Origin of the sequence: uncultured Sunxiuqinia sp., assembly GCF_947495665.1 — a bacterium.
In the GTDB taxonomy this organism is placed as follows: domain Bacteria; phylum Bacteroidota; class Bacteroidia; order Bacteroidales; family Prolixibacteraceae; genus Sunxiuqinia; species Sunxiuqinia rutila.
Genome location: NZ_CANLZV010000002.1, coordinates 548,883 through 571,237 on the forward strand (window position 1 = coordinate 548,883; position 22,355 = coordinate 571,237).

General features: G+C 44.9%; 20 protein-coding genes and 2 tRNA genes. 11 read left to right on the plus strand and 11 right to left on the minus strand.

Annotated elements, in window-relative coordinates; all coding sequences use genetic code 11:
* The 3 genes from Q1A18_RS05065 to Q1A18_RS05075 are packed head-to-tail and all read left to right on the plus strand — an operon-like array spanning window position 1 to window position 2,916.
* The gene (locus Q1A18_RS05065; RefSeq protein WP_299577841.1) at window positions 1–1,227 is read left to right on the plus strand and encodes a glycine betaine/L-proline ABC transporter ATP-binding protein; all 1,227 of its coding nucleotides are present in this window, start codon (window positions 1–3) and stop codon (window positions 1,225–1,227) included.
* Window positions 1,224–2,045: a proline/glycine betaine ABC transporter permease gene (locus tag Q1A18_RS05070; protein ID WP_299577842.1), complete on the plus strand. Its 822-nt coding sequence runs from the start codon at window positions 1,224–1,226 to the stop codon at window positions 2,043–2,045. Before Q1A18_RS05065 ends, Q1A18_RS05070 begins: the two co-directional genes overlap by 4 nt.
* A 1-nt stretch (window position 2,046) precedes the next feature.
* The gene (locus tag Q1A18_RS05075; RefSeq protein ID WP_299577843.1) at window positions 2,047–2,916 is read left to right on the plus strand and encodes a glycine betaine ABC transporter substrate-binding protein; all 870 of its coding nucleotides are present in this window, start codon (window positions 2,047–2,049) and stop codon (window positions 2,914–2,916) included.
* A gap of 89 nt (window positions 2,917–3,005) precedes the next feature.
* Here the strand turns inward: Q1A18_RS05075 and Q1A18_RS05080 are convergent, their stop codons facing one another.
* Window positions 3,006–3,188, minus strand: a complete 183-nt coding sequence (locus tag Q1A18_RS05080; protein WP_299577844.1) for a hypothetical protein — start codon at window positions 3,186–3,188, stop codon at window positions 3,006–3,008.
* Between the two features lie 376 nt (window positions 3,189–3,564).
* Between Q1A18_RS05080 and Q1A18_RS05085 the strand changes: the two genes are divergently transcribed.
* Both Q1A18_RS05085 and Q1A18_RS05090 read left to right on the plus strand, forming a co-directional pair.
* Window positions 3,565–3,726, plus strand: coding sequence for a hypothetical protein (locus Q1A18_RS05085; protein ID WP_299577845.1), 162 nt, complete (start codon window positions 3,565–3,567; stop codon window positions 3,724–3,726).
* 127 nt (window positions 3,727–3,853) lie between these two features.
* Entirely contained in the window at window positions 3,854–4,570 is a 717-nt protein-coding gene (locus Q1A18_RS05090; RefSeq protein ID WP_299577846.1) for a DUF6261 family protein, read from the plus strand.
* 505 nt (window positions 4,571–5,075) lie between these two features.
* Here Q1A18_RS05090 and Q1A18_RS05095 read toward each other — a convergent pair.
* From Q1A18_RS05095 to Q1A18_RS05115, 5 genes are all read right to left on the minus strand, one after another.
* Window positions 5,076–5,627 (minus strand): 1-acyl-sn-glycerol-3-phosphate acyltransferase, encoded by a 552-nt coding sequence (locus Q1A18_RS05095; protein WP_299577847.1) that lies wholly within the window; start codon window positions 5,625–5,627, stop codon window positions 5,076–5,078.
* A 1-nt stretch (window position 5,628) separates the two neighbouring features.
* On the minus strand, window positions 5,629–6,294 hold the full coding sequence (locus Q1A18_RS05100) for a phenylalanine--tRNA ligase beta subunit-related protein (protein WP_299577848.1): 666 nt from the start codon (window positions 6,292–6,294) through the stop codon (window positions 5,629–5,631).
* A 91-nt stretch (window positions 6,295–6,385) separates the two neighbouring features.
* Window positions 6,386–7,036, minus strand: coding sequence for an FAD-binding oxidoreductase (locus Q1A18_RS05105; protein ID WP_299577849.1), 651 nt, complete (start codon window positions 7,034–7,036; stop codon window positions 6,386–6,388).
* An 11-nt stretch (window positions 7,037–7,047) separates the two neighbouring features.
* Window positions 7,048–7,911: a lipoyl synthase gene (gene lipA, locus Q1A18_RS05110; RefSeq protein ID WP_299577850.1), complete on the minus strand. Its 864-nt coding sequence runs from the start codon at window positions 7,909–7,911 to the stop codon at window positions 7,048–7,050.
* 202 nt (window positions 7,912–8,113) lie between these two features.
* Window positions 8,114–9,403, minus strand: coding sequence for a hypothetical protein (locus Q1A18_RS05115; protein WP_299577851.1), 1,290 nt, complete (start codon window positions 9,401–9,403; stop codon window positions 8,114–8,116).
* Between the two features lie 238 nt (window positions 9,404–9,641).
* Here Q1A18_RS05115 and Q1A18_RS05120 point away from each other — a divergent pair, with 238 nt between their 5' ends.
* The 6 genes from Q1A18_RS05120 (at window position 9,642) to nspC (ending at window position 17,292) form a co-directional block, all read left to right on the plus strand.
* Window positions 9,642–10,487 carry a DUF4349 domain-containing protein gene (locus tag Q1A18_RS05120; protein ID WP_299577852.1) on the plus strand — a complete coding sequence of 282 codons (846 nt, stop codon included), beginning with the start codon at window positions 9,642–9,644 and terminating at the stop codon, window positions 10,485–10,487.
* A gap of 209 nt (window positions 10,488–10,696) precedes the next feature.
* Window positions 10,697–12,178, plus strand: a complete 1,482-nt coding sequence (locus Q1A18_RS05125) for an alpha-L-fucosidase (protein ID WP_299577853.1) — start codon at window positions 10,697–10,699, stop codon at window positions 12,176–12,178.
* A gap of 199 nt (window positions 12,179–12,377) precedes the next feature.
* Window positions 12,378–13,208: an EFR1 family ferrodoxin gene (locus Q1A18_RS05130; protein WP_299577854.1), complete on the plus strand. Its 831-nt coding sequence runs from the start codon at window positions 12,378–12,380 to the stop codon at window positions 13,206–13,208.
* Between the two features lie 544 nt (window positions 13,209–13,752).
* Entirely contained in the window at window positions 13,753–15,450 is a 1,698-nt protein-coding gene (locus tag Q1A18_RS05135) for an arylsulfatase (protein ID WP_299577855.1), read from the plus strand.
* A gap of 73 nt (window positions 15,451–15,523) precedes the next feature.
* Window positions 15,524–15,961 carry a VanZ family protein gene (locus tag Q1A18_RS05140; RefSeq protein WP_299577856.1) on the plus strand — a complete coding sequence of 146 codons (438 nt, stop codon included), beginning with the start codon at window positions 15,524–15,526 and terminating at the stop codon, window positions 15,959–15,961.
* A gap of 188 nt (window positions 15,962–16,149) precedes the next feature.
* Window positions 16,150–17,292: a carboxynorspermidine decarboxylase gene (gene nspC / locus Q1A18_RS05145; protein ID WP_299577857.1), complete on the plus strand. Its 1,143-nt coding sequence runs from the start codon at window positions 16,150–16,152 to the stop codon at window positions 17,290–17,292.
* A gap of 86 nt (window positions 17,293–17,378) precedes the next feature.
* Here nspC and Q1A18_RS05150 read toward each other — a convergent pair whose 3' ends face one another.
* The 5 genes from Q1A18_RS05150 to Q1A18_RS05170 all read right to left on the minus strand — a co-directional run bounded on the left by Q1A18_RS05150 (window position 17,379) and on the right by Q1A18_RS05170 (window position 22,355).
* Entirely contained in the window at window positions 17,379–18,995 is a 1,617-nt protein-coding gene (locus Q1A18_RS05150; RefSeq protein ID WP_299577858.1) for an ATP-binding cassette domain-containing protein, read from the minus strand.
* Between the two features lie 272 nt (window positions 18,996–19,267).
* The gene (locus Q1A18_RS05155) at window positions 19,268–20,122 is read right to left on the minus strand and encodes a pirin family protein (RefSeq protein ID WP_299577859.1); all 855 of its coding nucleotides are present in this window, start codon (window positions 20,120–20,122) and stop codon (window positions 19,268–19,270) included.
* Between the two features lie 152 nt (window positions 20,123–20,274).
* The gene (locus Q1A18_RS05160; protein WP_299577860.1) at window positions 20,275–21,804 is read right to left on the minus strand and encodes a SulP family inorganic anion transporter; all 1,530 of its coding nucleotides are present in this window, start codon (window positions 21,802–21,804) and stop codon (window positions 20,275–20,277) included.
* Window positions 21,805–22,134: 330 nt separating this feature from the next.
* Window positions 22,135–22,208: transfer RNA gene (locus Q1A18_RS05165), tRNA-Asp, on the minus strand.
* Between the two features lie 73 nt (window positions 22,209–22,281).
* Window positions 22,282–22,355, minus strand: a tRNA-Asp gene (locus Q1A18_RS05170).

Consider the following 22,355-nt stretch of genomic DNA (forward strand, 5'->3'; position numbering starts at 1 on the left):
ATGGAAAAAATTAAAATTGAAAAACTCTCGCTGGTTTTCGGAAAGGGAAAAGCCAAAGCGCTGAAGATGCTCGACCAAGGGAAGAGCAAAGCCGAGATTCTGGATGCTACCGGATGTAATGTGGCTGTGCGCGATGCCAACCTGACCATTAACGAGGGTGAAATATTTGTAATCATGGGGCTTTCGGGGAGCGGGAAATCAACCCTGCTCCGTTGCATCAACCGATTGATCAACCCCACCACGGGTAAAATCTTTGTTAACAACGAAGAAATTACCAACATGTCCGACAAAGAGTTGCTGAATATTCGCCGCAAAGAACTGGCGATGGTCTTTCAGCACTTTGGCCTGCTGCCCCACCGAACCGTATTAAGCAACGTGGCTTTTGGTTTGGAGTTGCAGGGAATTGAGAAGGACGAACGCGAAGTAAAAGCACAGGAAACCATTGACCTGGTTGGCCTGAAGGGCTACGAAAACCAAAAGGTAAGTGAGCTTTCCGGAGGTATGCAGCAGCGCGTTGGTTTGGCCCGTGGATTGGCCAACTCACCGGAGGTTTTGCTGATGGATGAGGCTTTCTCGGCGCTTGACCCGCTGATTCGTTCGCAGATGCAGGATGAATTGCTCTTGTTGCAGGAGAAGATGCAAAAAACCATTCTCTTCATCACCCACGATTTGGAAGAAGCCATTAAGCTGGGCGACCGCATTGCCATTATGAAAGATGGTGAGATCGTTCAGGTAGGTACTTCCGAAGAGATCATCACCAACCCGGCTGATGACTACGTGGAGTCGTTTGTGGAGAATGTGGACCGCAGTAAAATTGTTACCGCTGGTTCCATCATGTTTAAAAAACCAAAGGTGGCTCGTCTGAAAAAAGATGGCCCGGCCGTGGTTTTACGCACCATGCGCGACCTGGGCTTATCATCCATGCCCGTCGTTCGTACCAACCGGACTTTCCTGGGCTTCGTAAAGCTTGAAGATGTGGTTGACCTCAAGAAAAAAGAGATCAAAACCATTGAATCCATCATTCGCGACTCAGTCATGACGGTTAACCCGGATGAAACTGTGGAAGACATGCTTCCGCTGTTAAGTAAAACGAATCTGCCCATTCCGGTTGTCAACGAAGAAAATCACCTGCTTGGAGTTGTTTCTCCAACTTCGCTGATTGCAGAGACCACCGGAAAGGATAAGGGAGAAATTAACGAGATCATCCAAAAAGCAATTGAATTATGATTATAGGACAATACATTGAAAGTGGGGTCAACTGGCTAACGGATAATTTCTCAGGGCTTTTTGATGGCATTAACACCGGTATGAGCTCACTAATTGAGCTGATTGAAGCCTTCTGGACCGGTATTCCGTTCTACATTACCATTGCCTTGTTTACGGCCCTGGCGCTTTGGAAAGCCGGTCGCAAAAACGCCGTCCTCACCTTGGTGGGACTGGTATTTATCTATTTCACCGGCTTTTGGGAAGAAACCATGCAAACCTTCTCGCTGGTGCTGGCTTCAGCCATTATTGCACTAGCTATTGGTATTCCGCTTGGAATTTGGAGTGCCAAAAACAAAACGGCCAACAGCATTATCCGGCCTATTCTGGACTTTATGCAAACCATGCCGGCCTTTGTTTACCTGATTCCGGCCGTGCTATTTTTCGGATTGGGAACCGTGCCCGGAGCTTTTGCAACCATCATCTTTGCCATGCCTCCGGTGGTACGACTCACCTCTTTGGGGATCCAGCAAGTGCCTGAAGACATTGTTGAAGCCACCAAAGCTTTTGGGGCTACCCCTCGCCAGTTACTGGTAAAGGTGCAATTACCCCTGGCTATGCCAACCATTTTGGCGGGTGTTAACCAAACCATTATGATGTCGCTTTCCATGGTGGTTATTGCCAGTATGATTGGAGCGAAAGGACTTGGAGAAATCGTTCTTCAGGGAATTAGCCAACTACGCATTGGTCTTGGATTTGAAGGCGGACTGGCAGTGGTACTGCTGGCAATCATCCTCGACCGTATTACACAAAATTTAGGTCAAAATCAAAAAAAGAAATAATATGAAACAGACTAGTTTATTCGGATTTATTCTTGCATTAGCCGTATTTTTCACCAGCTGTACTGGCGGAAGTAAAAATAACGCCAGCGAAGAAGACAACAAAGAAGTAACCATTGCCATGGTGAACTGGATTGAGTGTATTGCCAACACTCACCTGGCCAAAGTGGTGCTGGAAGAAAAAGGGTACGAAGTGGAACTCATCACTGCCGATGTAGCTCCGGTGTTTGCCGCAGTGGCCAAAGGCGATGCCGATTTGTTTATGGAAGTGTGGGAACCCATTACCCACAAAAGCTACATGGAAAAATTTGGCGACAAAGTGGAGCACCTAGGTGCGGTTTACGACGACGGTCGTCTGGGATTAGTCGTTCCTCAGTATGTTGAAATCAACTCGCTGGACGAGCTGAACAGCGTAAAAGAAAAATTCGATGGTAAAATCATTGGTATTGACCCCGGAGCCGGAATTATGGGCATCACGAAAAACGTGATTGAAGACTATAACCTGGATTTCGAGTTGGTGACTTCAAGTGAAGCCGGTATGTTGGCCTCGCTGAAAAGAGCTTACGACAAAGGCGAATGGATTGCTGTAACCGGATGGAAACCTCATACTAAATTTGCCCGCTACGATCTGAAAATTCTGGAAGATCCGAAAGGAACCATGGGACAAGCAGAATCCATTTCGGTAATTGCTACCAAAGGATGGGCAGCAGCCAATCCGGAACTGGCCACTTTCTTCGGCAATTTCAAAATGAGCGATGACTTGCTGGGAACCTTGATGGTAGCTATTGAAAGCAACCCGGGACAGGAAGACGAAGCAGCCCTGGCTTGGTACAACGAACACAAAGAGTTGGTTGACGGCTGGTTTAACAACTAAGTCCGACACCACACCATAACAAGTAATAAAGAGCCTCGCCTAGCGGGGCTTTTTTTATGCCTGCTCATTCAAGCCCAATAAAACCTTCCTTACTTGAGCTTTTCTACAATCAACAGAAAATCAATTTTCGAGGTAGCCCCCATTGGCTGAAATGTTGGACGCACATTGGGAAACACCGAAACAAGCTCACCCTCCATTTGATTGAGGAACTGCTCCAGCTTTTCCTGCATGTTGCTGCTCTTTACCTCCAACCGATGCACCCGGTACTTCATACTGACTCCTTTCTTGCTTTAACCTGTTCCAATTCCTGTAAAACCATGCATTACGAGTAACGAAAACCGTGTTCTTTTGTTGCAGCTCCCCCGGCTTTGAAGCCTCGGGTAATAGCGGAAACAGAGGTGTCGGAACATACGAGCTTAAAACGTTTAATGATCGGACGACTTGAAGTAATCCGATCAATAGCCTAGCCACTTTCATTCTCAAGCACCCCTTCTCCAAAGGCCGTTTCAGACTTGGGTGAGCGTATGGATAAACGTAAAATGCCCCAACCAGCAAAAAGAAAGCTTTGGACGTTTATCCAAAGATAGAAACAAGAAGCAAGCAAGAAATGGATAAACATCCATTTCCTCACCGGAGCCAAATCGACCTATGGATGTTTATCTAAAGAAAGAAACACCGCGCAGGAAACGCATGGATGTTTATCCACGCACCCACCCCATTTTTGGGGCATGGATGCCGGTTACCCAAGGCATTTTGGGGCACAAAAAGCTTGTGAACACTCATTTAATGCTGAAAAACACCTCATTATAATGAGATGCAATAATGATTTTTATTGTAACTTTTTATTAGAAAAAAATTCAGTAGGGTGTTTTTACCCGAAATAAATCCCGAGGAAAAGACAGCCGAAAGCAAGCATGGACCACCAAAAGAGCAACTTATGATTAAAAAACTAATCTATCAAAGTCGCGCTACCGAAGTAAGTGACGCCAGTTCACGCATGATTAGCATGTATCAAAATGCTGGTCTTACTCAAGATACTCACCTGGCTACAATTTTTGGCGACCTGCAAACCGAATCCGATCGGCTTATAAGGGCCATTAAACGCATGAAAACCGAATCGGAACTGGAAGGACTGGATGAAATTCGCGACGGGAATATCCGCTCGCTTCACTACCTGGTACTGGGGCTGGTTCATCACCCCAATCCGGAGATCAACCAGCCAGCATCGGTCGTTTACGAGGTGTTGGAACACTACGGACTCACATCGCTTATTACCGAAAACTACGGGTCGGAATCAAGCCTGATTCAATCGCTTTTGGGTGATTTGGCAAAACCCGAAATTCAGGAAGCCGCGGCCAAACTGTCGGGCTTTGACCAATGTGTTGCACGCCTAAGCGATTCGCAAGCCAATTTTGAAACAGCCCGCGTAGCCTATGAATTCGAAAAAGCACGCGAATCAAACGAGGTCAATGCCACCACCCTCAAGTTGCAGGTTATTGAGCTGATTAACCAGAAACTGGTTACCTACTTGCGGGCCATGCAAGCCGTTGATGCCAGCACTTACGGCAATTTTGTCAACAGCATTGCCGAGGTGATTGAAACGACCAACGAAGCGGTGAAACGACGTCGAAAGAAAAAGAAAGCCACGGCTTAAAAACATAGTGTTGTGCATAGGAAGAGGATGATTAGAGGAGAGATTGCACGTTTGGGAAAGGATTTGTCCGGTTCGTCCGGCAAATCCTTTATTTTTTAATGGTGTCTTTACATTTATTAGAACTTTATAGGGCACTTCACTAATTGGTTCATCAATTTTTTTTGACAAAGTCTTATCAGACGGATTTTACGCTGCCGTCTTGAAACAAAGAGTAAACAGAAAATTCAAGGCTGATTTTTATCTTCATCCTCCATCTTTCTAAAAGCTAAGTTTAACGAGTGATTTCCTCCTTCGTCGGAACTTCTCGTTTGCACTAAGCTTTCAGTTTGATTCCGGCTTTGATAAAAATAGGCCGATCAACTTCACAAAAAAATCAACGCCAATTAACAAGTGCGCTATAAGCAACTTTCAATCCTGTTTCGCAATTATTGCAAAGAATATTAGTTGTTGGTGTTACCTCAATTCCGTCAACCGACAACTGAAAACTGACAACCGCCCTCGCCCTCTACTCTTCGGCCGTAAACAGTTCGGGGTATTTGGCAACAACTCCGCGCTGGCGGTAATACGCTTTCATACGCTGAATATCCGCCTGAGCGTCATCGGTTAAAGGCAGGGTTTCCAGCCAGCCAATCTCTTTCCGTCCAAAATCAAAAAAGCCCAGGTATACGGTTGCTCCCGTTGCACGCGCAATGGTATGAAAACCGGCTTTCCACCGTTTGTTCAGCTGCCGGGTGCCTTCGGGCGTAATGGCCAGGTGCATCTCTTCGCGGCTGTTCATTTCATGAATCACCTGCTTAACCACTGTCGCCCCCTTGGACCGGTCGATGGGCAAAGCCCCCATCTTGCGGAGGAAAAAGCCCAATGGCCAAAAGAAAAACTCTTTTTTAATCATCACATGCGCCACACCCCCAACAGAGGTGTAGTACAAATAGGAAATCACAAAATCCCAGGCACTGGTGTGCGGTACGCCAATAATGATGGCTTTTTTGTGGGGCATTATGCCATTCACGGCTTTCCAGCCCCACAATTTCAACAAGAACTTACAAATGTATTTCATCTCACAACGAAATCAGGGTGTTTTCAATTGCTTTACCTTCGGCAAAATCGGCTAAAAAGGCCTGCGCCATTTCACTGGCTTCCTGCAGCTTCGCATTGGTGTCGTACGAAACCAGCACCATCAGAAAATGCTTGGTCTGCTCGGTCACTCCGGTACGTTCCGAATCGGAGGTCGAGCTTCCAAAAGCCCCGATATCATCACGAAAAACAGGCATTCCTTCAATGTTCAACACGCCCCTTCCCAGTCCTTCATAGGGTTCGCCGGCCTGGCCAATTCCCATCCGAATGGCTCCGCTAATCCGATCGGCATCGTAACCACCAATGGAAAATCCGGTTCGAATAGACACCAGGTTCAACAAGTCAACCACATTGTTGATCCGGTACAGTCCTTTGCCACTAAGCACCCGGCGCAACAAGGCTTCGGCCGACAAACGGTAACGCGCCGGATCTTTCCCACAGGCTTTGTACGCCTGACGCGCCGCCGCAATAGCCGGCAAATGCCGGATTTCTTCGGTTTTCATTTGCGCAGCCAGCTCTTCACAGGTCTGGTCAATTAGCTGCCACAAGGCCTGGTTTTGCGCATGCACAATCACCTCGCTGTAAATGCAAGCCAGCTGAATAGCCGGACAAGCTTGCCTCAGCGAATCATCTATTGAAATGTTTATCATGAATACTTGCTAAAGGATTTCACGCTAACAAAAATAGAAAATAGCTGCCAGCAAGCGAATGAAAATGGCTTAAAGTAAGCCAACAATCTTATCAGAAGAAGACTTCGGTGCGAATATTTTCGGGCGAAATACCGTGTGTTTCCAGCATATTGGTCACTTCTTCAATCATATCCGAATTTCCGCAGAGATAGCAAATCAGCTCTTTATCAACCGGTTTTTCTTTCAGGTAGTAGCTTACCCGGCCAAAGTAATCGCCCTTATCCTCGCGCGAAGTACACAAGCAAAACCGATCTTCGGCAAAAGCGCTCCGGCCATAAGCTTCATCGGCAAAATGAACGCCGTGCAACACCTGGTAGTTCAGCTTGTCGTAGCTGTTTACGAACGAATGAAACGGACTGATCCCCGTTCCGGTGGCAATAAACAGCAGCGGATGCCCATTGAGTGATTGCTCGTCGAGGATAAAAAAACCACGGGGGCCTTCTACCATCAAGGAACTACCCGGTTTCAGGTGTTTCAGAAAACGGGAAAAATCGCCGTCTTTAATCTCCCGAACCAGAAAGGATAGCCGGTCTTCCCTGGTGGAACTGTAGATTGAATACTCCCGGCCTTCACCGGTCTCCGGATTACGCAAAATGACGTATTGCCCGGGTTTAAACTCAAAGTTTTGTCGATCCAAATGGATGAGGAAGGTCTCCGGAGTCAGCTGTTCGATCTCCCGGACCTGGTGTAGATTTTTTTCCATAAACTAATTTTTCAGGCATTGACGTGCCTTTCTGCGTGATAGGAAGAGCGGACCAGCGGACTGCTCTCCACATAACGAAAACCTCGTTTATAAGCTTCTTTTCTATAGGTTTCAAATTGTTCGGGGGTAATGTACTCCACCACTTTCATCAGGTTGGGCGCTGGTTGCAGGTATTGGCCCAAGGTCAGCACCTTGCATCCGGCGGCTTTCAAATCATCCATGGCTTCCAGCACTTCATCCGGTGTTTCGCCCAGTCCCAGCATAATTCCCGACTTAGCCACCAAACCGGCCTCAGCAATGTAAGCAATCACCTTCAGGCTCCGATCATAACGGGCGGTACTCCTGATTTTCGGGGTGAGTCGTTTCACGGTTTCCAGGTTGTGCGAAATCACTTCGGGGCCGGCATCAATCACTTGTTGTACCAGCTCTTTCTTCGCATGAAAATCCGGAATCAACGTTTCAATTGTGGTTCCCGGGCTTGTTTGTTTTATGGCCGAAATGGTTGTTGCCCAGAATTTAGCGCCCCCATCGGGCAAGTCATCCCGGTCAACCGAAGTAATCACACAATGTTTTAAGCCCAGGGTTTTAATGGTTTCTGCCAGGCGTTGTGGTTCCTCCCAATCCACCGGATCAGGAATCAGGTTTTTCACATAGCAAAACCGGCAGTTTCGGGTACACTTGTCCCCTAAAATCATAAAACTGGCGGTTCCGGCATTCCAGCATTCCCCTTTGTTCGGGCAATTTCCGCTGGTACATATGGTGTTTAATTTATGCTCTGCAATTAATCGCTTTACTTTTGAGTAGTTCTCACCACTGGGAAGCGGCGACTTCATCCAGCGGGGTAAACGTTCCCTCCGATCCTTAATATCTGCCATCTCAAAATAAGTTTAAACCTAATTAACATGGAAAGTGCGGGCTTGTTCAAAAAAAGAAGTTGGGATGATTGCAGGAGAAAGGCAGAAGGGAGTTGATGGTCATTAGTCGTCATTAATTGTCATTGGGGGTCATTTAATTGCATCGCATGCGGCGACCATTCATGAAATTTGAAACTTGAAATTTGGAACTTGAAACCTCCCCTCAATCCTTCTTTTTAAAAGGAGAAAAGCGGTATTGAAAGCTGAACTGAATATCCGGCGCATTATTCACCGAAAACAGGTCTTCGCCGCAATACACCGTAAAGGCGTTGCCATTCTTATGAAAGCCGAGCATAAAATAGGTTTTCAGCGAGTAATAGTAAAGGGCTGCCGGCGTGGTTTTCGACAAGTAGAATTCCTGTTCAATGGGCTCTCCCTCCCAAACATCGCCCTCCTTCAGCACATCTATCCCAATTTCCTCATAATCCGTCTGATCCCAGGAATAAGAGCCTCCCTTCATCAGCGCATCCTGGTAATTTACCAGCAAGCCAATGACCAGGGTGTTTTTCTTTTTCGACATCAGATTTAAAGCCAGGTAATTATGCCAGTGCTTGCGGTACTGGTTATCAATAGCCCGGACTCCCTCGCCCAATTTAAATGAAGTCTGGTCCGTTAAGCCCCCTTGCACCGCATAGCTCAGCGAGCTTTTCAGGCCCAGCCGAAGGTCCATGCGCACAGCAGCCGAAAGCCCCGGAATCAGGTAGGGATGAAACTCGTTTAAAGGGATCGATACGTGAGCGCCAAGCTGCGAATCAAAGCGCCAATGCTCGTTTGCACGGCTGAATAGCTGCCGGTAATAATGGGCATCCACCACACTGGCAAACACATCGCCCTTATCGATTCGAAACGACCTTCCGGTTTCATCATCAAACTGAATGGAAGCCCGGTTGAAAGGATATAAGCGCCTTCCGTAGTTATCTTCGATGGCCACATTGGAATGAAATTCTTCAATAAAACCATCGCTAACGAAAAAGTTAATGGGCGACCGCCCTCCGGTTAGCTGATGAATGTTGAAATTAACAACCAGGCTGTGCTTGTTGGTCCAGGTGGTCAGGTACGTCAGTTTAAGATGATTCAAGACCCCATCCGATTGAAACAACTTATCATCGGTTTCAATGCCCATAAGCTCGAAGTACTCGGGCCGCTGAGACATGTAAATCTCTTCCAGGTCTTGCTGGTGTCTTGGCGTCAAATTTTTGGGATACATAAAGCGAGCTTGCGGATGCCAGCTGTTGGCCATGGTAAAAGCTGCCGACAACTCATGTTTCGCAGTTATTTTAGAAGAGAAATACATCGGAAGGTCCAGGGAAAAAATGCCCACCGGACTCTCTGGATTCATTTCCGAATAGAAAAGAGGAATGTCCAGTACCTCGTTAAAATCGTCTGCCGATTGACTAAGCGCAGACACCGTAAAGCAAACAACCGACAACAACAGCAGGAAACGCAGCCTCATGAACCTTGATTTTCAAGTTTTAGCTAGCTAAAATAGAATTTTACCCACAAAGGAACAAGCTAATTAGCCTCCGTTCTTTCCTTAAAATAAGGAATGCTTATCCTAACAGAACGAAAATTGAAGGTGGTTCAAATTTATAAGCCACAATTCGCTATTTTAGTATAAAAAAAGCAAGTCCCCGAATTTAAAACAACGGTTTTGGGCCACAAAAACGAACAACAACTTAAAACGATACCCAATGAAAACCTTTATGTCATTCACCTTTCTGCTTCTTTTCATGATTTCCTGTAACCTTCAGCAACATGATCAGGCCGTGTACGAACTTGCGGATACCGAACAGGCCATCATGCCGGTAGCCAAACAAGAATTGAACAGTTCGCCTGCGACTCCCCTGCCCGAACAGGCTACGCAGGAAGTCGTTAAAAAGCGAATCATTAAAGATGGTCGCCTGGGCCTGAAGGTTAACGACCTGGAAGCGGCCAAAACACGCACTGACACTACGGTAAAAGCATTTGGCGGTTACTACGCCAATGAGCGCTTTAACAATTCCGAGTGGGAATCGTCGTACAATCTGACCATCCGTATTCCGAGCGCACATTTTGAGGACTTCATTGCTGCCCTTGAGCAAGGTAATGGCGAGGTTCAATACAAAGCCATTGATGCCCGTGATGTAACAGCCCGCTTCATTGATCTGGAAACGCGCTTGGAAAACAAGCAAAATTACCTTAATCGTTACCAGGACTTGTTGAAACAAGCACAAAACGTCAAAGAAATTCTGGAGATTGAAGAAAAGATACGTGGCTTGGAGGAAGAAATTGAAAGTACAACCGGCCAGCTGAAGTACTTAAATGACCAGGTGGATTACAGTACCCTTGACTTGGAGCTTACCAAGCAAAGGGCCTATAAATACACACCGGCCAACCGCGATAAGTTTTTCGAACGCTTCAAACAATCGCTGTCCAAGGGCTGGTACGTATTTGTTGATTTCACCCTGCTTATGATCAAGTTGTGGCCATTCTGGATCATCGTGTTTGTCTTTCGTCATTTCTGGAAGAAGTTCCGAAAGAACCGGAAGGAAAAGTAAACGACTGCATTTGTTTCCGGCTTCGGTCACTGAAAAGATTGACCGCAGCCGGAAGCCATGCTAACGATAATTCCAGACAACTTCCAGCCCCTATCGATTAATAGTTGAATACTCAAATTTTAAAATTCAGGACAGAGCAGCATAGCAAAATGGCCGTTATTTTATACCTTGTCCGCCACTATTAATCAATTCATCTAACGATTTTCATTATGTCGAAATTCAGAAGCTTTTTAAAACGTTGTCAACAGCTCTCATTAGGGGCTTTAATTGTCCTTACAACCAATGCTTTTGCCCAGGAAGAAAAACAAAAATACATCCCTGAAACAGATCCGCTGGTACTTCAAAAACTGGAAGAATGGCAGGATTTGAAGTTTGGGTTGATGATGCACTGGGGCACATACAGCCAGTGGGGTATCATCGAATCCTGGTCAATTTGTGGCGAGGATGAAGAATGGATCAAACGCTTTCGCAACAACGACAATTACGAAGAATACAAAAAGGACTATCACAATCTTCAAACGACCTTCAACCCCGTAAAATTCAACCCCAAGCGATGGGCGCAAAAGGCCAAACAAGCCGGAATGAAGTATGTGGTTTTCACCACTAAGCACCATGACGGCTTTGCCATGTATGACACCCAATATTCGGATTACAAAATCACAGATACCAAAACGCCTTTTCACACCAACCCCAAGGCCGATGTTACTCAGGAAATCTTCAAGGAATTTGGTGCCGAAGGATTTATGATTGGCGCCTATTTTTCAAAACCTGACTGGAATTCGCCTTATTTCTGGTGGCCGGAGAATGCCACAGCCGACCGCAACCCAAACTATAGCATTGCCCGCTATCCGGAACGCTGGGAAAACTTTGTTCAATACACCCACAACCAGATTGACGAGTTAATGACAAACTACGGGCCTATCGACATCCTTTGGCTTGATGGTGGCTGGGTGCAGCCTTATACCGAACAGCAATTGTGGGCCTACCGCTCAATGAAAGGCTTTAAGCAGTTCAACCTGCAGAGCCAGGACCTTCGGATGGGAGAAATTGCAGCCAAAGCACGAAAAAAACAACCGGGGTTGATTGTTGTTGACCGCGCAGTAGAAGGACCTCACCAGAATTACATTACTCCTGAGAACAAAGTTCCGGAAGAAGCTTTATTGGTGCCTTGGGAAACTTGCCTGACAGCCTCAGCAGATGGCTGGTCGTGGCGCGAAAGCCGGGAATATAAATCCATCAATCAGGTAATCCACACCATGGTCGATATTGTTTCAAAAGGGGGAAACCTCTTGCTAAATATTGCCCCAAACCCGGAAGGAGAATTTGATCCTGAAGCTTATGAATTGTTGGAACAAATTGGCCAATGGATGACCATCAACGGAGAGGCAATTTATAGTTCGCGCGCCATTGCTCCTTACAAAGAGGGCAAAGTAGCGCTGACCCAAAACCGGCACACCAAAGCCGTATATGCCATTTATCTGGCCGACGAGGATGAACCATCACTCCCTTCTAAAATCTGGATGTCCACCATTGCTCCTGCCAAACAGGCAACCATCAGCTTACTGGGCAGTAAAGAAAAGCTTAAATGGGAGAAAGTGGGCAAAGGTTTTGTGGTTGAAATCCCGGAATCAATCCGAAAGAAACAAACCCACAGCGAAGCCTGGGTATTAAAAATTGACAAAATTGAATAGCAGCATAACTAAAGAATCCTTTTGAAAATATACAGTTATACTGAGATGAGCTGAAAGAGATTTGATCTCAAAAGCTAAATAGAGAAATGACCGAAGAAAAGATCTTCGGTCATTTTTTAGTTAATAATCCGGCCAGGTCAACCCTGGCAGTTCATAATGGATCACTTCAAGGGAAACTATCCTTAAACCTACATAAGCAATGAAAACAGTTAACTTTGGCAAAAAAATCAATTGTACAATGGTAACCCAAATTCATACCCTCTTCTTTAGTCCAACCGGAACAACGGCTAAAGTAGCCAAACAAATTACTGCAGGTCTGGACGTTCCCGCACTTACTTACAACTTAACCACTCAAAAGGATCGCAACCAACACCGTAAACTCAGCTTTAACAGCGATGACTTGCTCTTGGTAGCTGTGCCGGTTTATGCGGGCCGTATTCCAGAATTTATGGAGGAGCTTTTTTCAACATTTGAAGGGCAGAATACCCCTGCTATTTTCACCGTTGTTTATGGTAACCGTGACTACGATGATGCACTGCTCGAACTGAAAGATCTCTTTGAAGGAAGGGGGTTTAAAGGTATTGCTGCAGGAGCTTTTATTGGCGAACATTCCTATACCGAAAAAGTGGCTACCAACCGGCCTGATGCTGAAGACCTAAGCGCGGCCTTTCAATTTGGACAAAAAATCAAAGCCACATTAGACGAGCTGCCTAAGCTCAAGAATCATCGGCTAACGGTAAAGGGAAACGTTCCCTACAAAGAACGAAAACCAATGCCCCTAATGGCTCCGGAAACGAATGAAAAATGTACAGACTGTGGTGTTTGTGTTGAAATTTGTCCCATGGAAGCGATTGATCAAACAGACAACAGAACGATTCATGCTGAAAAATGCATTCGCTGTAACAGTTGTGTGAAGCACTGTCCGGAAAAGGCAAAATCATTCACACACCAAATCTTCATCGAATTTTCTGAGCGATTAATCCAGAATTGCAGCTCCGTGCGAAAAGAACCGGAATTGTTTTTTCTATAAGTCCGGTGTTGCTTTATTTTAAGCACTACTTCATACTGCTTAAAAATAATCTCTAAAGCAGTACGCAGTAGTTTTATTCTGGCGCCAACACTTAATTGGTAAGTTTCAAAATAATACTGCGCTTTCCGCTTCTGGAGGCTATTTCCAATTGGGAACTTCCGTCAAGCAATGCTATCAAATACGATTGATAGGCTCTGTAAGCAAGCCTAACTCTAAATGAGAGCCCCGGCGATACCCTTTAAAGTAGCTGGTAAAAAACGAACAACGTCAATTCGGGAACAGCAAAATTCGTTACCTTAGTAAATAGAAAAAACAACGAACACAATGCCAAAACGAAGTTCCCAACTACTTGTCGCTCTTAACACCAACAAAAATTCTTCACTTTCCGTTGAATTATCTCCCCATAGCAATCTAAAATGCTTTTGGAGCAGCTACCATGACATTCAAATAGCCAACAAGTAACCGTAAATAAAATCAAACGATGGAAATTACGAATTTTCTTTTAACCACATCCTTTTGTTTGTCCCTACTTCATACAGTTAGTATGGCTCAGGAGAATCCACAACCCAATATTATCCTAATCATAACCGATGATCAGGGATATGGCGACCTAGGCATCACCGGGAATCCTCACGTTAAAACGCCCGTAATTGATCAATTGGCTCAAGAAAGTATTTGCTTCAACAACTTTTATGTTTCCCCTGTATGTGCGCCAACCCGATCAAGTTTGATGACCGGACGCTATTCATTACGAACCGGTGTAAGAGATACTTACAATGGCGGAGCAATCATGGCATCAAGCGAGTTCACCATTGCTGAAATGCTGAAACAAGCCAATTATAAAACCGGGATATTTGGGAAGTGGCACTTGGGCGATAATTACCCCAGTCGACCAAGCGATCAAGGTTTTGATGAATCATTGATTCATCTTTCAGGAGGAATGGGACAAGTTGGTGATATTACCACTTACTTCAAAGGCGATAGAAGTTATTTCGACCCTGTGCTTTGGCACAACAATAAACAAGAAGCTTACGAAGGCTATTGCTCCGATATCTTTACAAAACAAGCCATCAATTTCATTGAACAAAACAAAGAATCACCTTTTTTCTGCTACCTATCTTTTAATGCACCACATACGCCTTTACAGGTTCCTGAAGCATATTACTTGCAATACAAAGACATTGATCCCTCTGCTAATTTTGAAGACGACAAACGGCCTTTTTTGCCAATGAGTGAGCAAAATAAGGAAGATGCCCGTAAAGTATATGCCATGGTCACCAACATCGATGATAATATTGGCAGGCTTCTGCAAAAACTGGATGACTTAGGTATTTCAGATAATACGCTAATTATTTTCATGACTGACAATGGGCCGCAGCAAAGAAGATATGTTGCTGGCATGCGAGGTCGTAAAGGCGATGTTTACCAAGGAGGCGTCCGAGTGCCGTTTTTCATTCGTTATCCTTCAATGTTTGAAAAAAACAAGGAGATTGAAACCATGGCCGCTCATATTGATATCTTGCCTACCCTGGCACAGCTATGCCAGGTTGATTTGCCTCCAGAAAAAGTTATTGATGGGAAAAGCCTGCTTCCTCTCATTATGGGTAACGAATCCAACTGGGAAGAAAGGCCTTTATTTTTTTACTGGACAAGACGCTACCCCGAGCCTTACTACAATATGGCCTTACGACAAGGAAATTACAAACTGGTTGGAAAAACAGGTTATAACGCCACCATTAACAATTTTGAGCTGTTCAACCTTGAAGAAAATCCCTATGAGCAAAATAACATCATTGGGAAAAATGAAAGTATCGCAAAGCAGCTTAAAACGGAACTTGACAAAACGTATCAAGAATTGATTCGCTCTGAGAACCTTCTAAACCAGCCACGAATTATTGTTGGAAGTGAACAAGAAAATCCAATAATCCTCAATCGGAATGATGCGTCGGGGCAGCGGGGCATTTGGGCGCAGGAAGAAATATATGGCAAATGGAGAGTTAGCATCAAGCAAGGATATTATGATATAAAATTCAAATTTATTAAACCGGTTAAAGCCAATGGGAGGATGTACCTGGAAGCAAATACAATAGTCAAGCAAATGCACAATGAAAGGGAGGATACAGATATCATCGAGATGAAAAACGTCTTCCTTTCAGAAATGGATTGCGATTTGATCCCATTTTACGCTATTGGTTCAAAAAACATATTCCCTTTTTGGGTTGAAATGAAAAAGATTGATTAAAACATGCTTTTCGATTTGCCGTACACCTGTTTTTATCGATTATACAATCATGTTGGAACGTTAAAATTGCGTCATGAAATCAAAGGATAATTACTTCATCGACTACGAAAAAATTAAGACCTTAGACACGCACCGAATTGCCTGTTTCATGGCTTTTTTGCTGGTCTTTGCAATTACTGAAATTGGACGTGAAATATACCGGCCATACATTTATGAAAACAACATCAATGATTTTGGACTGGCAGATTCTATTGGAAATTTAGGAGGAATAATCGTTCAAATTTTTTTTGGGCTGGCCATCTTCAATCCACCTCAAAAGAAAGGGCTGCGACTAATTGCCTTTTTTACACTGGGATATATCCTTTATGAGATTGTGCAACCCATCCTACCCAGAGGTGTTTTCGACTGGAAAGACATTCTCGGAACAATTGTTGGCGGAGCAATTGGAACTCTCCTATTTCTATTGATGCACAAAGTCATTCGAAGAAACAAGCTTTTTTATCGGTTCTAAGAATCAACAACCGAAGGCTCCTCTGCCCGGATTTAAGCCGATGCTTCCAAAAGTTGGTCAGCCATTCTTCCGCATTGGTATTTTTCCTTATTGCCTAAGTTTCTTTTTAAGTACTGTGCAATAAAAAGCCTTGAAGAATCCCCTAAAAAATTACTTATTTTACAGCCGATAACCATTGATTGTTTGACATGACTCAATTTAAAAATATACCCTCCCCATGCTTTGTGTTGGAAGAGCAGTTGCTTCGTCAAAACCTGAAGCTAATTCGCTCAGTTGCGGATGCTGCCGGCGTTGAAATTATCCTGGCATTCAAAGGGTTTGCCATGTGGAGCGCCTTTCCTGTAGTTAAAGAATACATTGCAGGGGCCACTGCCAGCTCGCTGAGTGAAGCTCGTTTGTGCCTTGAACACATGAACAGCCGGGCACACACGTATGCTCCGGTGTACGATCCGGCTGAGTTTACTGAGCTGATGAATTGCTCCAGCCACATCACCTTTAATTCGCAGAGCCAGTTGAAACGTTTTCAGCCTCAGTTGGCACAAGCCGGACATAAAATTTCAGCCGGACTACGCATCAATCCCGAATTTTCAGAAGTAGAAACAGAACTGTATAACCCCTGTGCTCCAGGATCACGACTGGGCGTAATTGCCGAACAACTGCCCGATCAGCTTCCGGAAGGACTGGAAGGACTGCACTTTCATACTTTGTGCGAATCGGGACCCTATGATCTGCAAAAAACGCTGGCTGCCGTGGAAGAAAAATTTAGCAAATACCTGAAGCAAGTCAAATGGCTGAACATGGGCGGCGGACACCTGATGACCCGCAAGGATTACGACACCAAGCACTTAATTGAGCTACTAAAAGGCTTTAAAAGCCGCTACCCGCATCTGCATGTTATACTGGAACCCGGTAGCGCTTTTGCATGGGAAACCGGATTTTTGAAAGCTTCGGTGCTAGATGTAGTTGAAAATAAAGGGATACAAACGGCCATGCTTAATGTTTCGTTTGCCGCACACATGCCCGATTGCCTGGAAATGCCTTACCAGCCCCGAATTCGCCACGCCAGCTTTGGTCCGGTAGGCAACAAGCCCACCTATCGCATGGGAGGCAACAGCTGCCTGAGTGGCGACTATATGGGCTACTGGTCTTTTGATCAGGAACTGCAGGTTGGCGATTCCATTCTGTTTGAAGATATGATTCACTACACCATGGTGAAAACAACTTTTTTCAATGGCGTGCAACACCCATCCATCGGAATTATCCGGGAAAATGGCGAATTTGAATTGATCCGCCAGTTCGGCTATGACGACTATAAAAATAAGCTGAGCTAATTATAGAAAATCGTTAGCTCCACCTTAACAAGAAGCACAAAAAAAGCCCCGCAATTGCGAGGCTTTTTTTGTGATCCCGAAGGATTTTATTTCTTGTACATTTCTGCTCTTCTCTCTTTGATTTCTTCACTGGTAATGTAATCATCGTATTCCATTTGCTTATCGATGATTCCGTTTGGAGTCAATTCAATGATCCGGTTACACACCGTATGAATGAACTCGTGGTCATGCGACGACATCAGGATATTTCCTTTAAACTGAGTCAAACGGTTATTAAATGCCTGAATCGACTCCAGGTCAAGGTGGTTGGTTGGCGTATCCAACATCATCAGGTTGGCATTGGCCAGCATCATGCGGGCAATCATACAACGCATCTTCTCACCTCCCGACAACACTTTGGTATTTTTAAAGATTTCTTCGCCTGAGAACAACATTTTGCCCAAATAACCACGCAAGTACTGCTCGCTGGTGTCAGAGCTGTATTGGCCTAACCAGTCCACTAAGGACAAATCTTTCTCAAAGAATTGTGAGTTATCCAAAGGCAAATACGCTTTAGTAATGGTTACTCCCCAGTCAAAGTCTCCAGTATCTGGTTGGTCATTGCCATTCAGAATTTCAAAAATGGCAGTCATCGCACGCGGGTCACGCGAAAGGAACACGATCTTTTCGTCTTTCTCCACCACAAAGCTCACATCTTTAAAAAGCACATCGCCTCCCAAAGATTTGCTCAAATTACGCACTTCCAAGATGGTATTTCCAGGCTCGCGTTCGGGTGTAAAGATAATGCCGGGGTACTTTCGGGTAGAAGGTTTAATTTCATCCACGTTTAGCTTTTCCAACATCTTTTTACGGCTGGTCGTTTGTTTCGACTTCGCCACGTTAGCTGAGAAGCGGGCAATAAATTCCTGCAACTCTTTCTTCTTCTCTTCTGCTTTCTTATTCTGTGCAGCCTGCTGTCTTAAGGCCAACTGACTTGATTCGTACCAGAAGCTGTAGTTCCCGGCAAACAACTGCACTTTTCCAAAGTCAATATCGACAGTATGTGTACAAATAGCATCCAAAAAGTGACGGTCGTGAGAAACCACCAATACTGTTTGGTCAATATTCGACAGGTAATTTTCCAGCCACGAAACAGTGTCCAAATCTAGATCATTGGTAGGCTCATCCAGCAACAGGTTGTCGGGTTTGCCAAACAAAGCCTGAGCCAGCAATACTTTCACTTTTTCTTTACCACTCAACTCCTTCATCAACTTGTAATGAAGCGATTCATCAATGCCCAGTCCACTTAGTAAGCTGGCGGCATCGCTTTCAGCATTCCAGCCATCCATTTCGGCAAATTGATCTTCCAGCTCAGAAGCTTTCATGCCATCTTCTTCCGTAAAATCCTCCTTCATGTAAAGCTGATCCTTCTCCTCCTTGATACGCCAAAGCTTCTCATGTCCCATCATCACGGTGTCCAACACGGGCACATCATCAAATTCCTGGTGATCCTGCTTAAGTACTGAAAGGCGCTCTCCGGAAGCAATGCTCACATGTCCGAAAGTCGGATCCTGAGCTCCGTAAAGCATTTTTAAGAAGGTTGATTTTCCGGCGCCGTTAGCCCCGATTATGCCATAGCAGTTGCCAGCAGTAAATTTCAGGTTTACATCCTGAAACAAAACACGCTTACCAAATTGAATTCCTAAGTTTGATACTGTAATCATTGATACTATCCTCGTTTTCTGTTAAGAGCCCGCAAAAGTACACTTTAAAACAAGAGTATAGCCATGCCGGACAGGAACTTGATAGTAATTTAACCTTGTGAAGAATTGCACCTTCCTGAAAAACTCTGATAATGTTACCATTAGCCTATCACTATGTAATCCGCAAACCTTCCTCCTTATCCCAATAGGCCCTCCATTCGTGCGGAAATACAGGCTTTTCCGGCCGCGATCACAGCTTGGTACGACTTAGCAAAAGTCAATTTTCAGATGTCTTAATGCACCCAGCGTCCAAACTTCCCATTTTGGTAATCTTCATAGGCCTGCTCAATTTCTTCGCGGGTATTCATCACAAACGGCCCTTGCGAAACAACCGGCTCATTTAATGGAGGCGCATATCCCAGCAGCAGGACACTTGCCTTGTTCGCCACAAGCTTTAACTGCTGTCCCTCCCTTTCAAACTCCACCAGGCTTCTTTCCTGAATTACCTGCCCATTCACATTCAATTCACCTTGGATAAGGTAGAAAAAGATGTTGTTGGACTCTGGAATGTCCGCCTGCCAATGACCACCAGACTTGAAGTTGACGGTAGCCAACTGCGCGCCAATCCCGGAGTGAAAGGGACCTTGCTTTCCATGCCATTCCCCGGAAACCAAATTTACCTGAACACGATCTTCATCCAGTTTCACCGTTGGAATGGCTTCTTTGTGCAATCCCTTGTAGAATGGTTCATTCATTTTCGATTGTGCCGGCAAATTAATCCATAGCTGTAGAATTTCAAGCGGGCCACCCTTCTGCTTAAACTCGTCAGACGAAACTTCCGCATGAATCAAGCCACGACCAGCAGTCATCCATTGCACCCCACCAGCTTCAATCACGCTTTTACCGCCACTACTATCAAAATGAGCAATATCGCCTTCCAAAATGAACGTAACCGTTTCCATGCCCCGATGTGGATGTGGGCCAAAAGGCAAACCTGAATTATTCGGAGCATAGGTTTGTGGCCCATGATGATTCAAAAACAAAAACGGATCGAGGTAATTGATCGAAGGTGTTGGGATAGCCCGGTAAGTCACCAGGTCCTGAATAGGCTCATAAACGGGTTGATGGATCTTTTTTATGCTTTTCATAAGCGTGTTTTCAGTATTGTTAAACAAGTAATTTCAACAAATACAACAAGTACATCCTGCATGATGTTTACAAGGCTACAAAAACACAAAAGCGGATTTGACTATCCGTCCAATCCGCTTTGCATACTATTTTTAAATGAACGAGGTTCAGGCTAAATTTTGTCTACCGCAACTTTATAGGTTGGATCTTCAATGATATTGACATCAATGATCTCATTGGCATTGTGAAGCAACTGCCGGCAGTCGGGACTCAGGTGCTTCAGGTGCAACTTCTTCCCTACCTTCAGGTATCGTTCAGTCAATTTATTCAGTGCTTCAATCCCCGACATATCTACCACCCGACTTTCAGCAAAGTCAATAATCACTTCTTCGGGATCATTCAATACATCAAATTTCTCGTTGAAAACAGTTACTGAGCCAAAAAACAAGGGCCCGTAAATTTCGTAATGCTTAATGCCGTTTTTATCAATGTGCTTTCGGGCCCGAATTCGTTTGGCGTTGTCCCAGGCGAAAACCAGCGCTGAAATAACCACACCAATCACAACAGCCAAAGCCAGGTTGTGTAAGAAAATCGTAACCAAGGTAACCAGCACCATGACAAAAATGTCGGATTTGGGCATGCGGTTAAAGGTTTTCAGGCTGGCCCACTCAAAGGTTCCAACGGCTACCATAATCATCAGTCCGGTTAATGCTGCCATCGGCATTTTTTCAATCAGGCCCGAACCAAACATGATAAACACCAAAAGCATGACAGCAGCCACAATACCAGACAAACGGGCACGGGCTCCGGAAGATATATTAATCAGACTTTGCCCGATCATAGCACATCCTCCCATTCCGGAGAAAAATCCAGACAAGATATTGGCTGTTCCCTGGGCTACCGCTTCCTTATTGCCACGCCCACGGGTCTCTGTAATTTCGTCCACAATATTCAAAGTCAACAAGCTCTCAATCAAGCCTACACCAGCCATAATTGCGGCATAGGGAAAAATAAGCACAAAAGACTCCCAGGTAAAAGGAACTGCGGGAATATGAAAAGGTGGAAACCCGCCGTTGATAGAAGCAATGTCCCCTACGGTTCGGGTGTCAATTCCCCAGTAGCTTACCAAGCCAAAAATCACCAAAATAGCCGTTAATGAAGCAGGTACAGCTTTGGTAATTTTAGGCAATCCCCAAATGATGAGCATGGTAAGTAAAACCAAGCCCAGTAAAATATAAAGAGGCTGGCCAGTCAGCCAACTTCCCGAACCATCTTTAAACTGATCCAGCTGTGCCATAAAAATGATGATGGCCAAGCCGTTGACAAAACCAAAAATAACCGGATGAGGAACTAAACGCATCAGTTTTCCTAACTTCAATACACCGGCCGATACCTGAATCAATCCCGCCAGGATTACTGTGGCAAAAATATATTCGGGACCATGCGACAAAGCCAAGGCAGCAATAACCACAGCCACTGCTCCGGTTGCACCGGAAATCATGCCTGGGCGTCCACCCAAGATAGAAGTTACCAAGCCCATGACAAAAGCGGCATATAGACCTGTCAGAGGTGACAAGCCTGCAATCATGGCAAATGCGATGGCTTCGGGCACCAAGGCCAGTGCCACGGTCAATCCTGAAAGAATCTCCGTTTTGTAATCAACTTGTTGTTTTAAATCAAATAAATTAAAAATCTTCCTCATCAAAATTATTTTTAAATGGATCAATTATTTACCAAACCTTTGCCTGGCAAAATGGCTACTATTTTTTTTGGTGATTATTCTTTCCGGTTGATGGCGATCCATCGGTATGGAAACAGGTTTTCAATTTTTAGTTCGGGGCGGCAAAAATAGACGATCAGGTCAGATGTACAAATTTTTAAGCCAAACTGATCCCCTCTCTGGATTGAAACTTGACATTAAATTGATGTTGGAATGGGATTTGAAGGTTCGCTAAGCTGAATCAGTCATGTAAACATAACACATATTCCAAAACACAAAAAAAGCCACTCATTGCTGAGCAGCTTTTTTGTGCGGTGACGACGAGACTCGAACTCGCGACCCTCGGCGTGACAGGCCGATATTCTAACCAACTGAACTACGCCACCTTGTTTTTCAGCCTGAATAAAACGAATCTATTCAAACTAAATACGATAATAAATTATTTAAAGAACTTTTGTGCGGTGACGACGAGACTCGAACTCGCGACCCTCGGCGTGACAGGCCGATATTCTAACCAACTGAACTACGCCACC

Bases quoted from the DNA above. Each gene is read 5' to 3' on its own strand.
- Q1A18_RS05065 (WP_299577841.1), top strand. From the start codon at position 1: ATGGAAAAAATTAAAATTGAAAAACTCTCGCTGGTTTTCGGAAAGGGA.
- Q1A18_RS05070 (WP_299577842.1), top strand. From the start codon at position 1,224: ATGATTATAGGACAATACATTGAAAGTGGGGTCAACTGGCTAACGGAT.
- Q1A18_RS05075 (WP_299577843.1), top strand. From the start codon at position 2,047: ATGAAACAGACTAGTTTATTCGGATTTATTCTTGCATTAGCCGTATTT.
- Q1A18_RS05080 (WP_299577844.1), bottom strand. From the start codon at position 3,188: ATGAAGTACCGGGTGCATCGGTTGGAGGTAAAGAGCAGCAACATGCAG.
- Q1A18_RS05085 (WP_299577845.1), top strand. From the start codon at position 3,565: ATGGATGTTTATCTAAAGAAAGAAACACCGCGCAGGAAACGCATGGAT.
- Q1A18_RS05090 (WP_299577846.1), top strand. From the start codon at position 3,854: ATGATTAAAAAACTAATCTATCAAAGTCGCGCTACCGAAGTAAGTGAC.
- Q1A18_RS05095 (WP_299577847.1), bottom strand. From the start codon at position 5,627: ATGAAATACATTTGTAAGTTCTTGTTGAAATTGTGGGGCTGGAAAGCC.
- Q1A18_RS05100 (WP_299577848.1), bottom strand. From the start codon at position 6,294: ATGATAAACATTTCAATAGATGATTCGCTGAGGCAAGCTTGTCCGGCT.
- Q1A18_RS05105 (WP_299577849.1), bottom strand. From the start codon at position 7,036: ATGGAAAAAAATCTACACCAGGTCCGGGAGATCGAACAGCTGACTCCG.
- lipA (WP_299577850.1), bottom strand. From the start codon at position 7,911: ATGGCAGATATTAAGGATCGGAGGGAACGTTTACCCCGCTGGATGAAG.
- Q1A18_RS05115 (WP_299577851.1), bottom strand. From the start codon at position 9,403: ATGAGGCTGCGTTTCCTGCTGTTGTTGTCGGTTGTTTGCTTTACGGTG.
- Q1A18_RS05120 (WP_299577852.1), top strand. From the start codon at position 9,642: ATGAAAACCTTTATGTCATTCACCTTTCTGCTTCTTTTCATGATTTCC.
- Q1A18_RS05125 (WP_299577853.1), top strand. From the start codon at position 10,697: ATGTCGAAATTCAGAAGCTTTTTAAAACGTTGTCAACAGCTCTCATTA.
- Q1A18_RS05130 (WP_299577854.1), top strand. From the start codon at position 12,378: ATGAAAACAGTTAACTTTGGCAAAAAAATCAATTGTACAATGGTAACC.
- Q1A18_RS05135 (WP_299577855.1), top strand. From the start codon at position 13,753: ATGGCTCAGGAGAATCCACAACCCAATATTATCCTAATCATAACCGAT.
- Q1A18_RS05140 (WP_299577856.1), top strand. From the start codon at position 15,524: ATGAAATCAAAGGATAATTACTTCATCGACTACGAAAAAATTAAGACC.
- nspC (WP_299577857.1), top strand. From the start codon at position 16,150: ATGACTCAATTTAAAAATATACCCTCCCCATGCTTTGTGTTGGAAGAG.
- Q1A18_RS05150 (WP_299577858.1), bottom strand. From the start codon at position 18,995: ATGATTACAGTATCAAACTTAGGAATTCAATTTGGTAAGCGTGTTTTG.
- Q1A18_RS05155 (WP_299577859.1), bottom strand. From the start codon at position 20,122: ATGAAAAGCATAAAAAAGATCCATCAACCCGTTTATGAGCCTATTCAG.
- Q1A18_RS05160 (WP_299577860.1), bottom strand. From the start codon at position 21,804: ATGAGGAAGATTTTTAATTTATTTGATTTAAAACAACAAGTTGATTAC.